Source organism: Rickettsia endosymbiont of Pantilius tunicatus (assembly GCF_964291875.1).
GTDB lineage: Bacteria > Pseudomonadota > Alphaproteobacteria > Rickettsiales > Rickettsiaceae > Rickettsia.
This window is the reverse complement of the sequence record NZ_OZ198175.1, coordinates 184,703-204,495: the sequence shown is the minus strand read 5'-3', so window position 1 is coordinate 204,495 and position 19,793 is coordinate 184,703. Positions and strand designations below refer to the sequence as shown.

Genomic DNA, 19,793 nt, shown 5'->3' with positions numbered 1-19,793 from the left:
TTATGTTTCTTCGTATCATTATACACTTCTTTTAAAATTATTTTAAATAAAAAAGCCCCCTTTTTTTAAAGAGGACTTTACTTTATAGACAATTTTTAAAATTAACTGAGTATACCGCAGATACTTTAAGAGTTGGAAGTCAAATAAGTGGTGAGCCTGCGGAGCGTACAAATAGTACGTGAGCACAGGCGAGTCCCGAAATTTGTCTTTCAAATCTTGAAGTATCAAAGGTATACTAGAAGTTTAGGCGGACTTTAACAGTACCTTGGTACGAAATAAACTTTTTTGCAATGTTTAAATCATAACCGATTCCATATTCCATTTTAGTATCTGGTCTTATTGTTCCACTTAAACCTAGATTGTAAGTTGTTCTGGCTGTTTTATCTGATGGAGTAATATATGGATTTACTTGTCCTTCTAACTGATACTGTGTTTTAGATAATCTACCACCTATTTTCTGAATCACAAAAGCGTGAGCTTCTGGATATATTATAAGATCGGCTAGATTCATGGTGTAACCCATTAATTTAGCACCGCCTATGAAATCAGTTCTATCGCTAAACTTACTATAAACTTGTCTGTTTGCAAATGTTGTCCACTTTCTTTATTTATAACTTTCATCAGATGATTTTAAGTAACTAAGACCTGCCATTGGAGTGACTAATAAACCATCCATTAAACTAGCATCATACCCAACCATAAAATTACCACCAAATGTCATATTGCTATAATTAGCAGAAGCAATTTGGGTACTTCTATTTCCGTTATTATCGAATACATAACGCTGGCTTCTATTCTTTATGTGGTTCCCACGCTGAATATTGCATTACCATGGACAAAGAAGTTAGAAACAAGTTGCTGTGCACCATATAGAGAGAATGATAAGCTATCAATAGTGGTTTTGTCACCTCTTTTATAATTTTGGTGTTTTACATCAGTTTTAGCAAGACCAATAGCAGCACCGATCATTAAATTATCATTAGCTAGAGTATTTAAACCGATTACAGTACCAACAGTTCTAGCTTTGTAACCTGCTACACCAGCTTTCTCGCTTTGATGTGCATCTACATATAAAGGTTTAGCCCATATACCGTAAGCTACGTTATCGATCGCTTCATCACCCGCGGCAACACCACCTTCACTTGATGCCATTTTATCGCTTTCAGGAGTACAAAGATATCTAAGCTCATCTAATCTATAACTAATTAAACCCTGCTCTTCTTTCGCTACATTTGTTTATATTATTAATAGATGTACTTGTATCGGTAAGAGTAGCAGCAAACGACGTAGCTGCATCATTAGTATTCTGTGCTAAAAGGATATTGTTATATGCTTGTTCAGCATTACCGGTATTATTTGGATTTAAGAATGTTACAAGGTTATGACGTATAACTTGGATTACCATTACCGCTAATATCATTATTAAGTATATTTTTTATATTATCGATATCAATGGTACGTGTCACTAATGCTTTAGTATCAACTCTTAAACCATAAATCACATAACGATTAGTTCCAACTACGTTAGGATCAATTTCATTATCGGCACTAATCTCACCTTGGACTAAAGTATAGGCTCTTGTACCGATAAAGTCTATACTCGCATTATCTTGTACCTTAATGGTTTTTAATCCTGCAACCTTAACTTCTGCTGCACCACTGATAACTATATTACCCATAACTTCGTCTGATGTCAAAGTAGTAGAAATAGTCGTATTATTCCCCATGTTGAAATACCATCAGTAAATCCTAAAACATTTGCACCAAGATTGATTTCACCGTTAACATTTACGATACCATCTATAGCTACATCAGCACTACCTGAAACTTGTAATGCTGCTAAAGCGTTATCAGGATTAGGATTACCTTTTAACGTTACAAGAATATCATTAGTATTAACAAATTGTAATGTACCTGTATCAGCCGCAGCATTACCTTGGATAGAATCTGCAATATAATCATTGGCAATTTGCAAGGTAGAATTACCACCAATTGTAGTAGCACCATTAGAAATAACATCATCTGTGAATTTAACAGTGGTATTATTAGTTAATGTTATATTGTTAAATTTATTAGTATCTGTACCAACAGTACCGCTTACTATACTTGTTCCGCCACCATTAAAGTTAAAAGAACCAGTGTTAACACCTGCTGTGGTAATTTTAGTAGCGTATAAGTTAACGCCTTGACCAACATTCAAAGTAGTGTCTGTATTAGTACCAGCTGGAGCAGCAAAATTAATTTCTGCAAGCGGGTTGTCTGCACTACCCAAATTTGTACCAGCTATAAGATTTGTATTGTCAGCAACTACAGGTCTGAATATTATTGTGCCTTGACCGCTAGCATTTGTGGTTTTGGTTATTAAATAGTTATTGTGAGCGAATAATGCTATTCCATCATTTCCAAAGATTAAGTTACCAATAGCAGCATTAAAATCAGTTGCAGATGAACCAATATTGAACTGTCCAAGTCTTACAGATGTTGAATAATTACCGATATCACCCTTAATAACTAAACCTTGTCCACTTGTTAAACCACTCGCATCTACAGAACCTTGCTGGTCATTAGTTACAACTATATTACTATTAATCTCTATATCACTTGCACTAGTTAGAGTTAATTGCTCATTAGCTCTAAAAGTTATAGCACTGCCAGTAGCTAATAATTGAATATTATTACCACCAAATGATAAGTTATTACTATTTAAATCAATAGCTTTAAGATTCGTAATATTATCATTAAGAGTTACCCCTTTTGCATTAAGGGTAATAGTACCATTAACACCTCCACTACTAATAAAAGTAACATCTGAAGTAAAGCCATCCGTCTCAATTGAAACATTAGAATTGTATTAGAAAAATTTATATTTAATAAACCGACATAACTACCAACTTCACCAGCAACAGCAAAATTTCCAGCAGCAATACCATTAGGTCCTAAAATAAGATTAGAGGCTTCATTCATCATCATGATAGTTAATTGCTTACTACCTACAACCCCTGCAACTCCAACAGTATTACCAGCAGTAGCAGTACCTATTTGTAAAATGGGATTGATGCCATTATTATTGATAGTTACAGTATTATTAACATTACCTATTATCGTATTGCCTGCTGCACTATATAAAAGGGAATCACCGTTCCCAACAGCAACAGCAGGAAGCCAATCTGTTCCAGTACCAAAACTTGCTGTTGGAACATTAACAGTTTTTTGAACACCAGCACCCATAGCGGAACTTGAGGCAGCTGCGATAAAAGCTGCAGTAGAAATTGTTTTTATCAACCTTTTTGAAATTAATCTTTTTAGAAAATTTGGTTTTTGAGCCATGATTTTTCCCATTTCTTAAGTTAAAATTTAGTATTTGGAATTAAAAAAAAGCTTATTTTCTAACGCAGAAAAAACTAAAAATTGTTAGGAAACTCCTCTAAACTACCTGATTAACTATATTATAGGTAATAATCAATTACAAAGAAGCGTTATATTTTATTAATAAAGTTTTAATCAATGTAAAATTTTTATCACGAAATTTAACTTAATAAATTATTAAACTTTATTGTTGTTAATAAAGCCTTCAGGGGTAAAATTTATGATATTTTTTGTGGTTTTGGAGATGGGAAAAATTTATTGCGAGAAAAATGATAATGATATATACCGCTAATGAATGCTATGCATTTTATTGGATTGCTTCGTTGGTTATTATATAACTTTCTTGCAATGACAAATCCTTTTTTAAAACTGCATGGTACTATTGATTGCCATATGGTAGACGAAGTTTAATTTGGAAAAGAGCAAGGAGTTCACAAGACGAGGAGCGAAGCGTATACTTAATACGTGAGCACCACAGTACTTGTAGAACGACGTAGCCAATTTTTCAAATTAAACGAGTATACATTTATTCTTGGCTAAATATTAATAACTTAGCACCACTTTCCCATTTTAGCATTTCATCATATCTAGTATGTCAAACACGCATAATTTCTTTTTCATATTCTATAATTTGCTCTTCTAGACCTTTAAAGTTTTCTACCATTTGTCTAGCTCTATATAATATAGTATCATTAGCAATATCAAAAACTTTTTTCAAATGCTTATCTTGTTCTGCTTTATAATTTAGATGGGCTGCTCTACCAAGTTCGGCATCTCTATCCATTTCTTCGCTTCTTATTTGTATTTCAAAATTACGTTTAGAGTATTCAAGCTGCATTATGCTATGAATAGATTGGTAACCATTATTTTTGGGTCTACAAATATAATCTTTGGTATGCAATAATGATAGATGCGGGGACTCTTTTATTATATCAAGAGTATTATAGCATTGATCCTTAGACTTAACAATAATTCTGCATGCAATTAAATCTTTCAATTCATGAACCGCCACCTCTTTTCTTTTCATTTTTTTAAGAACAGAGTAAGGTTCTTTAAGACGCATAAATACTTTGTTCTCTATGTCAGCTTTATGCAAGTCCTCTTTAATTATATTAATTATATCGCAAATCAAGCACTTTTCTCCTATTTACTAAATAAATATACAAAGGAATTTCTTAATTTCAATTCTTAGTAAATAGCTTATAATGCTTTCAAAACTAAAGTTATAAGGCTATCATACCTGAATATTAAGAAAACTAGTAAAATTAACTCTTTAACTAAAAATTAAAAACAAGTTTTTTCAATATATTGTTTAATTAAATTTAACTTAAATTAATAAAATAGTTTCCTTAAAGCAACTTATACGTGTTAGTTTATAGTAAATCAGTAAATTTATCTATCAATACTTCTTGTACATTTCCTAAAACTTCTAGCATATTTTCATACTTCCCAGTACATTCTAGTACTATATCCACCCCTGCGTTCAATACATTTGTAGTAATATCTGCCATACTACCGCTTAAAGCTTTCATATCTATTGCATCAGAAATAATAAGACCTTTATAGCCGATTTTATCTCTAATATAATCAATAACCTTTGTTGATAATGTAGCAGGATTATTAGGGTCAATACACTCATAAACTATATGTGCTGTCATAGCAAGCTTCACTTGATCAAAAGAGCTAAGTTCTCTAAACACCTTAAAGTCAGTTTTCTTTAGCTCTTCTAAACTAGTACTTACTTTCGGCAATTCTTTATGGCTGTCAGCTTTAGCTCTACCATGCCCTGGCAAATGTTTTATACAACCTTGTACATTTTCTTGCTGCAAACCTTCCAAAGCTGCTATACATAAAGGCACAACTATTTCAGGTTCTACACCGAAACTTCTATTACCTATAACATCATGAGCTCCTTTATGGCTTATATCGCCTACCGGTGCAAAATCTAAATTAATACCAAGAGCTTTTAGTTCTTTACCTATATTACTGTAATTTTGTTTACATTTTTCTATTGCAATTTCTAACCCTTGATCTTTTGCTAAGTCACCGAAATCTTTAGCAGGAGGAGCGTCATAAAAAGTTGGTTTTGTAAGCCTTTGTACTCTACCACCCTCTTGATCTATAGCAATAATAGAGTTTTTCCCTAATATTTCTTTTATATCAGTGATAAGCTGAGCAAGAACTTCTTTATTTTGCTCACCTTTATCATTCTTCTCAATATTTCTTGCAAACAAAATTATTCCCAAAGGAGAATGGTCTTTTAATAACTTTCTTTCGTCATCAGTTAATCTAATATTTGAGATACCTATAATTACAGGTTTTACAGCTTTTCTTAAAGTCATAATTACTCCAATATAATATTAAATTTGTAATACAATACACACGATCTAAAATTATCAGCAAGGATTTTTTTATTTGGAGGGATAAATCATTGAAATTAATAAGCAATATATCTATATTATCATCAATATTAATATTTGGAAAGAAGTTAGACATATTTTTATCGATGTTTAAGTGCTTTTGAAATAATTCAAAATCATTCGCAGTGTAATATTTTCTATTTTTTATTTTGTAATTAGATAAGCCTAGAATTTTTGTTTCTAAATACCTTAATTGGTATAAAGCAATGTTTAAAAGCTTTGTTATTTCATTAGCTGAATAATATTTTTTTTAGTTATTTTCATTAATCAAAGCTTTTAACTTAGAAGATGGGACAAAGCGTAATATATTTTTCGGCTCTATAGTGATTTGAGATTTTGTATGAAAGTTTATTCCAGGACGAGAATTTTTATGCTTAACTTCAAAGCTACCAAAGTTTTTTAAAGTTAATTTCTGCTCTTTTGCAAGCTCTAAAATATTAGAAAAAACTGCATTAACTATCTCTTCGCATAAGCTTTTCGAAAAACCTAATTCAGCATTTAACATAAAGACAATTTTTTCTTTAGTAATAGTCATAGAATACAAATTAATTATATGAGTGTAGTTTAACTTATAGCATGCTTAACTTATTAAAGTCAAATATATGTAATTAGCTGATTTTGTGGGTGTGGATCGTTTTTCCGTCATTGCGAGGAAAAACAACATTGTTTCATGGTTCGAAAAGCCCATCGGTGTCATCCCGTGGCTTGTCCACAGGATTCAATTAAAAATACATTAGTTACGACTTTGCTTTTTCTTCGTTGTGTTCGTTAATATTTTTATTTAATACATCTAATTTATCAATAATAGCTTGATGCATTTGTTCTTGTTGTTTAGTGCCAGCTTTTTTATATTCTTCAATCTTTTCATTAGCATCATCTAAAGCTTTTTGTAGCTCTTTACCTTTTTCGTCTTTTATTTCTGCAATAGTTTGTGACATTTGATTATAAGTATCACTTAAAGTTTGATTAAATTTTTCGCTACCATTTTTTGCTAAATCTTTAAAATTTTCTTTTAACTCTTCTAATTTTTGAGCAATTGTTTTTGTTTGTTGCTCCGCTACTTCCTGTGCTTGTGTTTCATTTTTTGTAGCATCATCAGCAAAAGCATTAGGGGTTAATAATAATGTAGCAGCAGTTGCAAATGTTACTAAAATTCTTTTCATGATATTCTCCGATCATTAATGTTATTGTTTATATTATATCATTCAAATTTCTTACTATTTTTTTAAAATAGTTAACAAGAATTAAACTTAGATATTTTGTATTTACATAATAAATAATCCGATAAAAAAAGCAATATGATAAAAAATAATTTTAAAAATATATATTTTAATATAAGATGATTAGCTATGTTAAGTCCTTTGAACTTAATAATTAAATATGGAAATATTATGACATTAGAAATAGGAAAAAAAGCTCATGATTTCTCTTTACATATAGGCAAAGAGAAAGTAATTAAATTATCTGATTTAAAAGGCAAATTTGTGGTACTATATTTTTACCCAAAAGATGACACACCAGGATGTACTTTAGAAGCACAAGATTTCAATAAATTAAAACCAGAATTCGATAAGCTTAATGCAGTCATTATCGGGGTTTCAAAAGATAAGCTCGACTCTCATGATAAGTTTAAAGAAAAATATTGCTTAGAATTCGATTTAGCTTCAGATGCAAATTCAAATCTATGTGAACAATATGGGGTATGGGTAGAGAAATCAATGTTTGGTAAAAAATATATGGGCATAGATAGAGCAACTTTCTTACTTGATAAGGAAAGTGTGGTTAGGCATATTTGGCGTTCTGTTAATGCTAAAGGACATGCTCAGGAAGTATTAGATAAACTAAAATCACTGCAATAAACTAGGATTAGTTAGCGAGATCCCGTGAATAAATCATGGGGTGACATTATAATTAATCAATTTCATCTACTTATCTCTGTGGTTCATCTAAATGATTTTTTTCATAATTTTCATACCGCGTTTGTGCTTCAATACATAATGTAGCTATTGGTCGTGCTTCTAACCTTTTTATACCTATCGGATTGCCTGTTTCTTCACAATAACCATATTCACCCTCTTCAATACGCTTTAATGCTTGCTCTATTTTTTCACATAACTTACGATATCTATCTCTAGTACGAAGTTCGAAAGCAGTTTCTATTTCAGTAGTAGCACGATCATTAGGGTCTGATTCATTCCAATTTTCTTCTTTTAGATGATTTAAAGTTTCTTGAGATTCACTGAGTAAAGAATTTTTCCACTCTAAAAGCTTCTGTCTAAAATATTCCAAGTGATTTTTACACATATATTCTTCGTCTTTAGACGGCTTATATTCTTCAGGCAATGTAGTAATTTTAAACATATTCATAATCTCAATATTATCTATTTAGTACCTATACTTATAAGGTTTTAAATTAATATAATATATAACTTAAAATTAACGCAAGAAGATTGTTAATATAAAATAATATTTTATTTTTTGATTGGATGTGCGGTAACATATGCCATTTCTAAATGCTTTATGCTTGTTTTTGTATAGCTTTGTGTAGTTGATAAACTTTTATGTCCTAATAGCTCTTGAATAGAGCGTAAATCTGCCCCATTTTCTAGTAAATGCGAGGCAAAACTATGTCTAAATGAATGAGCACTTAAATGTTCAGGTAACCCATAAAAGCGTTTCAACTTAATTAACTCACGGTTAAATACAGGAGGTTGCAGTTTCTTACCTTGCTTCCCCCTGAATATCGGTTCATCATCTTTCAATTCATATGGTAATTTTTCTAAATATTCTGTGATCAAATTTCTAGCAATAGTGAGCCAAGGAATTACTCTTTCTTTACTTCCTTTACCCATTATTTTTATAAATTCTAAATTTTGTAAATGAAGCTTTGTAATCGATAATGCTTCAGATATCCTTAAACCTGAAGCATATATGAGAACAAGTAATGCTTTATTTCTAACTTCTATCCACTGACTATTTCCATATTCTTCAATATGATCAAGTGATATATTCACCTCTTCTTCAGATAGGGTCTTTGGCAGTAATTTACTTTTTTTGGGAGATTTAATAGAAAAAACCACATGGTTATGTATATCAGAGGTTTTTTCTAAAAATTTATAAAAATTCTTTATGGCAGATAAACCACGAGCAATTGATGAAGTAACAAAATTATCACATTTTCTTTTAGCAAGCCAACTTCGCATCAATCTTATATCTGCAACCTTAATATAATCCATTGTGACGATATCCGAATTATAATAATTCATGAACTCAAGGAAATGTTTAAGATCATTATTATAGGAAATCATAGTATGATTAGAGTAATTTTTTTGCAAGCCGAGGTATTTTTGCCACTTAATTATTAATTCTTGCGTTTGTGTATCTAACATTTATAAAACTTAATTAATTTTAATACTAACTTACCATCTAACAATTATTGACTCATAATTTTATAAATGTTAGCATGAATTAATGGGTTAAGGGTTCTTAACAAATCCACAAAATACGCAGTCACTTATATTTTACAAAGTTTAATTTATTTTTAGGAGAAAAATAATGTTAAATAATACACAATTTTTAGATTTTATGAAATCTTATATGAATCCTGAACTTTATATGAGTTCTATAAAAAACATGCCTAATATAGATTTTTCATCTACCACCGGAACAATGCAAAGAGCTTTGAATATTTTAGTAACAACAAATCAGATAGCTACTGAAAGCATGCAAAACTTGCTTAAGAAAAACTCTGAAATGGTACAACATAATGTTAACACCATTTTGAATTCTACTAAAGAAGCAATGGGTTCCAATGATTTCAAGCAAGCAAGCGATTGTCATCAGAAATGTTTTAAATCTATTTATGAAACATCTATGAGTAATGCTAAAGAGATTGCAAATATTGCTTATGAAACTTCAGCAAAAATATTAGAAGCAGTAAACAAGAACATTTCTGAAAATGTTCATCAAGCTTCTTCTAATATGCAGAATATGGCTGAGCAAGCACAAAAAAATGTATTCAATAAAAAGCCTGCTTAAGGGTTGTGTCATACCGCAATCAAGTTGCGGCATGACAATCCTATCCATTCCTCGCTTTTCTACTGAGCCAGTTTTGTAGATAAGAATCTGCAAGCTCAGTATCTTCTATAACGATTACATTTTCTGCATTACGTTTATCAGCAGCGGCAGTAAAATTAAATGAGCCGGTTATAACTTTCTTTCTATCAATAATTATAACTTTATTGTGAGCAATGCCTGGAACTTTATCTATTCCTACCTCAATTTTTGCTCGTTGTAATTCGTGTAATTTAGAAAATTTTTGCTTTAAATTACTACGATCAAGTAAGATTTTCACTTGTACACCACGTGCTTGAGCATCAATTAGAGCGGCAGTAATTAACGAATCACTCATACCATATGCATGCGCATATAGATAGACTCTCTAGCTGTATCAATTTGATCTGCTATAAACTTGGTGCAGCCTGATGGGGGAGTAAAACATGTACTAACTTTACTTCTAGAAAGTTGCGAAATATTGTAATGCTTTATTTTTGGAGGCGGTGTATGCGATACTTTGAACTGATTTATTAAATCAGTTCCATAATCTGAATATCCTAGAACACCTATTGCTATGCCTAAAATAAAGGCAATAAATATTTTCGTAAATTTTTTATTTTTTCTCTTCACAAACTTTTTTATTTTTTAACGTAACTTCCTGGTGCTTCTTCAATTGCTATTAAATTTTTATACTCTAAAGATTTTACTAGTTCAGTATTACTTTTGATAAGCCAATAAAGCCAGCAATCCCACCATGAGCCTTTATGTTCTGTAGCTTTCAAAAGCCATTCTTTACTATTTAAACTTAAATCCTCATTAAGTCTATAATTATATTTAGTAGTTTTTGGAGGATTAACAACCCCTGCTACATGCCCTGAATCAGTTAGGCAAAAAACCTTATCACCATTTATCAATTTCATTCCATCATATATTGAACGCCAAGGTGCAATATGATCTTCCTTAGCTGCCACAAAGAAAGAATTGCAATCAACTTTACCAAGATCTATCTTAGTTCCTAATATTTCTAAAGTATTAGGCTCTTTTAGTAAATTATTATAATAGGTATTTTGTAAATATTCTTGATACATTCTTGCCGGTAAATTTGTAGAATCAGCATTCCAATATAACAAATCAAACGGCATAGGATTTTTACCAAGTAAATAATTATTTACAAAAAATGTCCAAATTAAATCATTAGCTCTTAATAGACTAAAGGTATTTGATAAATATTTTCCATCAAAATATCCTTTCAAATCCATATCCTCTTTAATATACTTCATTGTATTTTCATTAAAAAATACTCCAAGCTCACCAGGACTAGTATAATCAAGCAAGGTGGTAAAGAACGTAGCACTATTAGCATAATCTAGTTTTTTTACTTTTAAATAGGCAAGAATAATGGCAAGAAATGTTCCACCCATGCAATATCCAGCGAAATCAATTTTTTTAAAGCCAAGCTTTCTAATATATTCAATAGGTGCTAAAATCCCGTCTTGTAAATAATCATCAAAACCTTTTCCTGCTAAAGGCGAATCTGGATTAACCCACGAAATAAGAAAAACTTGAAAATTATTTTCTACTAAAAAAGATATTAATGAATTATGTGAAGATAAATCGAGAATATAATATTTATTTATGCAAGGGGGAATAATTAATATCGGAATCTTATGTACTTTTGCTTTCGGCTCATAGCATATTAGTTGCATCAAATCATTTTGAAATATGACTTTTCCCTTTGTTGTCGCAATATTCTCACCAAGTTTAAAAGCTGATTTATCGGTAGTTCTAATATTTAATATATCACCTGAATTTTTTATATCTCTTAGGAAATTTTCAAGCCCTTGTACTAAATTCTGTCCACCGCTTTCCAGAGTTTCACGCAAAACTTTTGGATTACAAAAAGCAAAATTTGATGGCGAAAAAGCATCAATAAAATGCCTGGTTAAAAAATCTAAATGTTGTTTAAGATCGTCTGATAATTCATATTGATCGATATTTTTCTTAAGCCATTCAGCGGATAGTAGATAATATTGTTTAACAAAATCAAAATAAGCATTATCTTCCCACAAAGAATCTTTAAATCTTTTATCACGATTATCTAGGAAAAATATAGCTTTTGCCGGACTACCAACAAATTTCGCAAAAGCATTCGTAGTAAGCTCTCTTAGCTTTTCAATATACTGGGTATTAATACTACAAAATTTTTCAGGATTTGCCCAAAATTGTTCCACCATCAAGATAGCGATAATTCTATTCTTATCGCTATTAATTAAATTTTGCGGTATTATACTACCCTTACCCTGCATTAAATGCATGATCAGTTCTTGATATTTATCGGCTATTTCTTTGAAATTATTAATAATCGTTTCATGTGGTATGTTGTACATAGTCTAGTTCCAATATACCTTTGATACTTCAAGATTTGGCAAGCCAAATTTCGGGATTCGCCTGTGCTCACGTACTATAGCTGTGCAGGCTCACCGCTTATTTGACTTCCAACTTTTGAAGTATCTGCGGTATATACTTTTAATAAATTAGTAAGTAGCTATAAACGGTAGACGAATGTACCAAAGCCTATATCTCTAGACTATCCCACATATCATTTATCTTGTCGATAACTTCCTGATCCATTTCGATTTTTTTACCCCATTTTCTGTTTGTCTCAGGGTATATTTTATCTGTTGCATCTATTCCCATTTTGCTGCCAAGTCCTGACTCTGGTGATGCAAAATCTAAATAATCTATTGGGGAGTTTTCTATGAAAGTTGTATCACGCTTTGGATCAACTCTTGTTGAGATTGCCCAAATTACTTCCTGCCAGTTACGAATATCAATATCATCATCCACCACAATAATAAATTTGCTATACATGAATTGCCGTAAATAAGACCAAACACCAAGCATTATTCTTTTAGCATGACCAGGATAAGATTTTTTAATCGACACTACTGCAACCCTATATGAACAACCTTCAGGTGGCAGCCAAAAATCAACGATTTCCGGAAATTGTTGCTGAATAAGAGGGATAAAAATCTCATTTAATGCTTCACCAAGTATTGATGGCTCATCTGGCGGTTTACCTGTATAAGTACTTAAATATACAGGATTTTTTTTCATCGTTATTGCTGTTACAGTAAATACTGGAAATTCTTCGACATCATTGTAATATCCGGTATGGTCGCCAAAAGGACCTTCAGGCAAATACTCATCTAAACTAACATACCCCTCGAGCACTATTTCACTATGTGCTGGAACTTTGAGATCAACGGTTTTACACTTTACTAGCTCTACTTTTTCATTACCAAGTAACCCAGCAAAATTATACTCTGAAATATTTTCTGGTATAGGCATTACTGCTGACATAGTTACCGCCGGATTTGCTCCAATAACGATAGCAGCTGGAAAAGGTTCTTTTTTTGATTCTTTCCAACGTTTATGATGCTCTGCACCACCTCGCAGTTTAAGCCATCGCATCAATAATTTATTTTCTGAAATAACCTGCATTCTATATATGCCGAGATTATAATTATCAACCTTTTCATCGGTTGGTCCTTTAGTTACAACTATAGACCAGGTAATTAAAGGTGATACATCAAGAGACCAACATTTTTGGGTCGGTAATATACTAAGGTCAGGCTTGTTTATAATAATTTCATGACAAGCAGCTTTTGAGACATCTTTAGGTAACATAGCGAAGATACGCTTTGCTAGCGGTAACATCGATAATGTTTCTTTAAAAGATGATGGTGGTTGCGGTTGTTTAAGAAATGCGAGTAAAACTCCAAGCTCTCTTAATTCCTGAATGTTTTGAAGCTTAAGCCCCATACAAATACGATTTATACTAGCATAAAGGTTAGTCAGAACAGGTATGGTAGATTTATTGCCGTCAGCTTTTATAACATTTTCAAATAGCAAAGCAGGACCACCTTGCTCCAATGCTCTTCTGCTGATTTCGGTAATTTCTAAATCAGTTTTAACTTCGGCAGAAATACGCTTTAATTCACCGTTTTTTTCTAACAATTTTAAAAACTCTGGTAAATCTTTAAAGTTCATATTTTATTCATAAGTAAATAAGGGGCTATTACATAACGAAGCTAATAAAGAGGAATTTATAGGAAACACGGAAGTGCTTGCACCGCAGTGTAACAAAAAGTACGCAAGGATACGACCAAATTAACTTTAGAAGCGAGTTATGTTTTCACTTTCATATCATTTTGCTTGATTGTATAGTTAATCAATTCATCAATTATAGAATTTTTAATAGTGTTTACTATATTTTTTTCAGAGTTAGCTTTAATATTTTTAGCTACTTGCTCATCTATATTTGTTGATTTAATATGGGCAAAATATAGCTCATCACCTACTTGAAATACAGGAGTATTAGCACCTATTTTAGTGTTGAAAATGGATAATAATATTTCAGGAGTTAACATCTGATCATTTTCCATTTCTGATCTTATATAAGTTTTTGTACGTATTTTAGCATTTGATGTTTTATCTTCTGTATCAAAATTATTTTCTTTTGCTAAATCTTTCATAATTTTTATATTCAGATCGGCAAGATATTGCTTCATCCAAGTGCTATTTATTTGTTCCTTAATACTATCAAATTCAGGTATTTTTGCTGGATTTATAGATTTTAATTCAACAAGTACTAAATAGCTTTTATCTTCTGCCTTAATCGGATAAGATAACTCCCCCTCACTAAGCTCAAAAATACTATCGGCATTTTCGGCGATTATTTTGTCTTCGATCAAATCGGCATAGCTTATATTATTGATATTGTTAATAGGTAGCTCATATTTTTCTGCGATTTCAACTAAGCTAGAGCCAGCTGCAACATCATCTTCTAAATTTTTAGTAAGTTCCATATTTAGAACATCAATTTTTTGAGATTCTACTTGTTCACGTAACTGTTTTTGTACATCCTCAAAACTTTGTTCTCCAAATTCCTCTTTATTCTCATTATAAAATTCTAATAATTCTTCTTTAGTAACTTGGATTTTCTTTTGTAAGTTTTCAGTAGTAACTTTAATATATGAAAAGCTACGCTTTTCTGGCACTTCAAATGAAGATTTGTTATTCTGATAAAAATCCTTTAATTCTTGGTCGGAAGGAACTGAAATTTGTAAATCTTTTGGCTTGTTTTGTAGATTCATTTGTACTAATTCCACTTCTCTTTTTTCAGCCATATAATTCACTATATTATCAGTCATGGCTTTCGGAACATAAAAGCTATCTAAAAAAGTACCAGCAAAAATATTTTTTAAGGCTTTTTCTTTAAAATTTAACAAATATTTTTCTTCATCTATATAAGAATTTCTAAAATAAGTTTTAAAGAGCTTTATATCAAAAACTCCTTGATCATTTTTAAAAACTGGCGATTCTTTTACTAAATTTTTTACAGTATCGTCGCTTATATCAAAATCATAATAGCTAACTAGATAATCTAAGATATTCTCAAAAACAAGTCTTTTTAAGATTCTATTATCTATATTTAATTGTGCTATTTCTTCTTCTGTTAGGCTTACTCCTACTTGTTTAGATATAGCATTAATTTCTAAAGATTTTGCCCGCAGAAAATCTTCTTGCGATATATTTTTTGCATGAGAAAAAGTTACGATATTACCACCGCTTCTTCCATGTAATACATCTTTAATGCCAAAACCAACAAAGGCAAAAACGATCATTGCGAATAAAACTCGCATTATAAAACTATCGGCAGTTTTTCTAATATTATTTAACATAATTTTTTATTTAAGATTCTTAATATCATCCAGTACATTATAAAGCAAGAAAACCTATATAGTCAAACTATATAGGTTTTTTATTACGTATGTGTCATTCCGTGGCTTATCCACGGGATCCAGAAAAAAGTAAAAAGTACTAATAATTCTAGTATTTTAAGTTGGATCCCGCGATCAAGTCGCGGGATGACAACTGGAAAACCGATCTACGCAAGCAAGCCTCCACGCAGGAATGACATCGAAACCAGTTAAAAATACTAATAACGTTGATATTTTAAGTTGTTTTCTGGAACTAGTTCCCAAGCAACTAGATGACACCGAGGATGCTTTTCGATCTACGCAGGCAATACTTTTTCACAATGACGACTCTTGAGTCGCACAATAATATTTTTAGTAAGGAATAATCGAGAAATAAGGATGGTGACCCCTACGGGACTCGAACCCGTGTTCCCACCGTGAAAGGGTGGTGTCCTAACCGCTAGACGAAGGGGTCTTTAAGAAATATTATTATAATTATTACTTCCGCAGGGCGTTGCCCAAGTAGAGGAAAAAGCACCCTCAATGTCAAGCCACACTATATATGGTGTGGTAATGCACTTTAATTACAAAAACCTTCAAAGGTTTTATACAATATCTTTTTAAGTATTGCAAGCAAAATTATAGATTTACTTTAAGTTTAATACTACCTTGATGGCTATGATAATTTTCATTCAAATAATAGTTTTATAGCCAGATAATTATTGACCCTGCTGATATAGAAGCAAGTAGAGAATATTTTAAAAGTTTTAGTTTTTTTGTAGAATTATTTATGGTCATTTTACTCATACTTTAAATACCTAAAATTTGTTTATGCTTACCAAAATTGCGTATAATAATATGGTTTAGAAGAATCAATGATATAATTAATTTATTTTAATAATTTAATCTTGCTATTGAAAAAGAATTACTGGGCTAATATAATGCATTTTTAACCTATGATTGAAAATGCTAAATTATTTAAAAGTAACTTTTGAAGCCGAATATAATAATCTTAATTTATGGTATTTCGTTAGTTTTATCTGTGGAATTATAGTTTATTTTACTTTAAATTTTGATTTTTCATTTTTAACTATTGGGATTATTTTACTTTCTCTTTTAATATTATCTACTAGCAAAAGATATGGCATCGTCATCAAGTTTATTTATGGTCTTATTATTGCTTTTGCAATTGGTTTATTAGTCGCAAAATACCGTACGACAAGTTTGCATGGTCAAACTATTCATAAGCCTATAATTACTGTAGTAAGAGGTAAAATAGAATCTATCAAACCAACTATTATCGGAGGACAAGTAGTATTAAGTGAAATAAAAATCGAGAAAATTAATCGTGATTTACAGAAAGTAAAAATTAGTATACCAAAAAAATATTTACAAGAAATTAGAGTTAATGATTACATTTCTCTACTTGCTAAGCTTTATAAACCTCAAAATAGTATATTACCTGGCGGCTATGATTTTGGGTTTTATGCATATCTTGCTGATATAGGAGCAAATGGCTATGCGATGTCAGAACCTAAAATTTTAGCACGCAATCAAACGACTATTGATAGCTTTATTTATAAAATACGTATTTTCATTTATAATAACTTAATAAACAAGCTTGGTAGTGATAAAGGAAATTTTGCGGCGGCAATATTACTTGGTGAAACGAAAGGCTTAAACAGGCAAATCATGCAAGATATGCGGCAAAGCGGCATATCTCACGTATTATGCGTTTCAGGGCTACATTTGTCATTAGTGATGATAATTATTTTTACTACTACAAGGTTTTTACTAAATCTCTCAAACTATTTAGCGTATAATTACAAAATAAAACTAGTTTCTGCTTACTGTGCATTAATCGGCAGCTTTGGATATTTAGAGCTAAGCGGGATGCAGATCGCAGCAACCAGAGCTTTTATTACGGCAGCGATTTTTATTTATGGGATTATTATAGGAAGATCCGGTTTTCCTATTCGTTCTCTCGCTATTGCTGCATTTATAATATTATCGCTAAATCCCGAATATATTTTTCATCCGAGTTTTTAGCTATCTTTTATTGCCGTATTGTCACTTGTGGCAGGCTATGAGTTTTATCTTAAAAATTCGTGGTTACTTGGAGAGAAAAAAGGCATTTTTGGAGCAATAAAATTTTATACTATATCAAATGTCTATTCTAGTTTTTTAGCAAGCATTATTACTGCCCCTGTAGTAATAAATCAGTTTTTTATATTTTCCACTTATTCAGTACCAACAAATCTTATTGCCGTGCCTATAATGTCTTTTTTTCTGATGCCACTTGCTTTACTATCTCTGCCTTTTACTATTATTGGATTTGATAGTTATATTTTAAAAATTATAGGGTTTTTTATTGAAATAATAATTAGATCAGCCCACTATTTTAATAATTTGCCTGGCTCAGTTTGGTATTTCGGCTACATTACAAATTTTAGTATCTTACTCTTTTTATTTGGATTTTTCTGGATTTGTATATGGAAAACTACGTGGCGACTATTTGGACTAGTAATTATGGCAATATCCTTTATATTTATGCTTTATTCACCAAAACCTGAATTAATATTCGATGTGGGTAATATGGCAATTGGTATTAAGAATAAGCAAGGTAAGCTTGAAATTTATGCTGATAAGATGGCGATATTTAATAGGGTTTATTGGGCTAATTGGTTTGGACAAAAAGACAGCATGCTACTACCTCTAAAAGATAATATTTTTGCTACTAATTACGGGCAAAGAATCATATTTAATAAAAATAATTATTGCAAAGAAGCCGAAATTCATATCAATCTTAATCATAGAGCAAAATGCACGGGAAATCTGATGACTATCGATAGAGATTTTTTAAACAAAAATCCGGTTATACTTATATTTTGCAATTCTAAAAAATGTAGAATAAAATCTAGTCATGCAAACTATCAATAAAACATTAAAAATTCCTTCAAAAGGGTATAAAAAAATTTTGAGTCTTCTTAACAAAAAAGGAGAAGCAAGATTAATTGGTGGCTCAGTTCGAGATGCCTTGCTTGGTAAAGATAGTTATGATATTGATATAGCGACGAACTTACTACCAAATGAAGTAATAAGCATTTTGTCCCAAGCTAGGATAAAAACTATCCCAACCGGCTTAAAATTTGGCACAATTACAGCTATCTTAGAAAAGGAACAATTTCAAATTACAACTCTTCGGAAAGATATTGAATGTAATGGCAGGCACGCTAAAGTAGTCTTTACAAATGATTTTGCTGAAGATGCAGAAAGAAGAGACTTCACTATTAACGCTTTAAGCTATTGCCCTTTTAAAGGTAAAATATATGATTATTTTAACGGATTTGAAGATTTAGAACAGCGAAAAGTAATATTTATAGGAGCTGCTCATCAAAGAATCAAAGAAGATTATTTAAGAATTTTACGATTCTTTCGTTTTTCTAGCTATTATGCAAATAGGCTTGATCCAAAAAGTCTTAAAGCATGTGATGAACTAAAAAGCGGTTTAATGAGCTTATCACGAGAACGGATAAAAAATGAGTTTGATAGAATTATAGTCTCAAACAATAGCCCTGAAATTTTAAAAGCGATGTTTGAAATAGAGATTCTGAGTTTGATATTCTCCATCCAAAATTATGAAATAAAAATTGCAGAGCAAGCTAAAAACTTTAATCTAGATCTAGTTTATAGATACGCATTATTACTATATCATCAAAAAGATTTAGACTTAAAAATCTTTTTAAACTGGAAATTTTCAAAACACAAAACTATCCGAATATTATCAATATTAGATTTTATTCACAAGAATATAATCACTGAATTTGATATAAAAAAAATCTGGCTAGAACATAAAAATTATAAAGAATATCTATTAACAGCAAATGTATTAGGTAAGATAGAATATTCACAAATAACAAAATTTATAAATATATATGATTCATTAGAACGACCTAAATTTCCAATAAATGGCACTGATTTACTGAATATGAATATAGAGCAAAAAGAAATAGGCGAAAAACTAAATTACTTAAAAAAGATTTGGATAGATCAGGATTTTAAGCTTAGTAAGTTGGAACTATTATCATTCCTGCGAAAGCAGGAATCTAGTAATAAACAAGGAATCTAAATATATGAAGAGTAAAAATTTCTTTTTTCTGGATTCCCGCCGTTGCTGGAATGACAT

General features: G+C 30.9%; 12 protein-coding genes, 1 tRNA gene and 8 pseudogenes. 6 read left to right on the top strand and 15 right to left on the bottom strand.

What is annotated here, in order from left to right:
- The first annotated feature begins 143 nt into the window (after positions 1–143).
- A pseudogene (locus ACICQC_RS01215) lies at positions 144–239 on the top strand (palindromic element RPE5 domain-containing protein).
- Here ACICQC_RS01215 and ACICQC_RS10260 read toward each other — a convergent pair.
- The 7 genes and pseudogenes from ACICQC_RS10260 to ACICQC_RS01175 all read right to left on the bottom strand — a co-directional run bounded on the left by ACICQC_RS10260 (position 236) and on the right by ACICQC_RS01175 (position 6,949).
- Positions 236–2,713 (bottom strand): annotated as a pseudogene (locus tag ACICQC_RS10260) (autotransporter outer membrane beta-barrel domain-containing protein). The pseudogenes ACICQC_RS01215 and ACICQC_RS10260 overlap by 4 nt on opposite strands.
- A gap of 32 nt (positions 2,714–2,745) precedes the next feature.
- Positions 2,746–3,327, bottom strand: coding sequence for a hypothetical protein (locus ACICQC_RS01200; protein WP_395477100.1), 582 nt, complete (start codon positions 3,325–3,327; stop codon positions 2,746–2,748).
- 565 nt (positions 3,328–3,892) lie between these two features.
- A pseudogene (locus ACICQC_RS01195) lies at positions 3,893–4,498 on the bottom strand (bifunctional (p)ppGpp synthetase/guanosine-3',5'-bis(diphosphate) 3'-pyrophosphohydrolase).
- Positions 4,499–4,739: 241 nt separating this feature from the next.
- A complete protein-coding gene (nagZ, locus tag ACICQC_RS01190; protein WP_395477099.1) occupies positions 4,740–5,708 on the bottom strand; it encodes a beta-N-acetylhexosaminidase in 969 nt (322 codons plus the stop codon).
- A gap of 52 nt (positions 5,709–5,760) precedes the next feature.
- Positions 5,761–6,012, bottom strand: a pseudogene (locus tag ACICQC_RS01185) (hypothetical protein); the annotation flags it as partial.
- Between the two features lie 24 nt (positions 6,013–6,036).
- The gene (locus ACICQC_RS01180) at positions 6,037–6,321 is read right to left on the bottom strand and encodes an HU family DNA-binding protein (protein ID WP_395477098.1); all 285 of its coding nucleotides are present in this window, start codon (positions 6,319–6,321) and stop codon (positions 6,037–6,039) included.
- Positions 6,322–6,523: 202 nt separating this feature from the next.
- Positions 6,524–6,949 carry a hypothetical protein gene (locus ACICQC_RS01175; RefSeq protein WP_395477097.1) on the bottom strand — a complete coding sequence of 142 codons (426 nt, stop codon included), beginning with the start codon at positions 6,947–6,949 and terminating at the stop codon, positions 6,524–6,526.
- Between the two features lie 228 nt (positions 6,950–7,177).
- On the opposite strand from ACICQC_RS01175, the gene bcp reads away from it, so the two are divergent.
- Positions 7,178–7,645: a thioredoxin-dependent thiol peroxidase gene (gene bcp / locus ACICQC_RS01170; protein ID WP_011476874.1), complete on the top strand. Its 468-nt coding sequence runs from the start codon at positions 7,178–7,180 to the stop codon at positions 7,643–7,645.
- Between the two features lie 70 nt (positions 7,646–7,715).
- Here the strand turns inward: bcp and dksA are convergent, their stop codons facing one another.
- Complete coding sequence (dksA, locus tag ACICQC_RS01165) at positions 7,716–8,147, bottom strand: RNA polymerase-binding protein DksA (protein ID WP_395477096.1); 432 nt, start codon at positions 8,145–8,147, stop codon at positions 7,716–7,718.
- Positions 8,148–8,257: 110 nt separating this feature from the next.
- Positions 8,258–9,175 (bottom strand): tyrosine recombinase XerC, encoded by a 918-nt coding sequence (locus tag ACICQC_RS01160; protein WP_395477095.1) that lies wholly within the window; start codon positions 9,173–9,175, stop codon positions 8,258–8,260.
- Positions 9,176–9,341: 166 nt separating this feature from the next.
- Here ACICQC_RS01160 and ACICQC_RS01155 point away from each other — a divergent pair, with 166 nt between their 5' ends.
- A complete protein-coding gene (locus ACICQC_RS01155) occupies positions 9,342–9,824 on the top strand; it encodes a phasin family protein (RefSeq protein WP_395477094.1) in 483 nt (160 codons plus the stop codon).
- A 40-nt stretch (positions 9,825–9,864) separates the two neighbouring features.
- On the opposite strand, the pseudogene ACICQC_RS01150 reads toward ACICQC_RS01155, so the two are convergent.
- The 6 genes and pseudogenes from ACICQC_RS01150 to ACICQC_RS01120 form a co-directional block, all read right to left on the bottom strand.
- Positions 9,865–10,472 (bottom strand): annotated as a pseudogene (locus ACICQC_RS01150) (phospholipase D family protein).
- Between the two features lie 8 nt (positions 10,473–10,480).
- Positions 10,481–12,229 (bottom strand): PHA/PHB synthase family protein, encoded by a 1,749-nt coding sequence (locus ACICQC_RS01145; RefSeq protein ID WP_395477093.1) that lies wholly within the window; start codon positions 12,227–12,229, stop codon positions 10,481–10,483.
- 12 nt (positions 12,230–12,241) lie between these two features.
- Positions 12,242–12,363, bottom strand: a pseudogene (locus ACICQC_RS01140) (palindromic element RPE5 domain-containing protein); the annotation flags it as partial.
- A gap of 53 nt (positions 12,364–12,416) precedes the next feature.
- Entirely contained in the window at positions 12,417–13,895 is a 1,479-nt protein-coding gene (locus ACICQC_RS01135; protein ID WP_395477092.1) for a UbiD family decarboxylase, read from the bottom strand.
- A gap of 137 nt (positions 13,896–14,032) precedes the next feature.
- Complete coding sequence (locus ACICQC_RS01130; RefSeq protein WP_395477091.1) at positions 14,033–15,589, bottom strand: SurA N-terminal domain-containing protein; 1,557 nt, start codon at positions 15,587–15,589, stop codon at positions 14,033–14,035.
- A 418-nt stretch (positions 15,590–16,007) separates the two neighbouring features.
- Positions 16,008–16,082 (bottom strand) — tRNA-Glu (locus ACICQC_RS01120).
- 491 nt (positions 16,083–16,573) lie between these two features.
- Between ACICQC_RS01120 and ACICQC_RS01115 the strand changes: the two are divergent.
- From ACICQC_RS01115 to ACICQC_RS01105, 3 genes and pseudogenes are all read left to right on the top strand, one after another.
- Positions 16,574–17,080: pseudogene (locus ACICQC_RS01115) on the top strand (hypothetical protein); the annotation flags it as partial.
- Positions 17,081–17,308: 228 nt separating this feature from the next.
- Positions 17,309–18,547: pseudogene (locus ACICQC_RS01110) on the top strand (ComEC/Rec2 family competence protein).
- Positions 18,531–19,736: a CCA tRNA nucleotidyltransferase gene (locus ACICQC_RS01105; protein ID WP_395477090.1), complete on the top strand. Its 1,206-nt coding sequence runs from the start codon at positions 18,531–18,533 to the stop codon at positions 19,734–19,736. Before ACICQC_RS01110 ends, ACICQC_RS01105 begins: the two are co-directional and overlap by 17 nt.
- Positions 19,737–19,793: the final 57 nt, after the last annotated feature.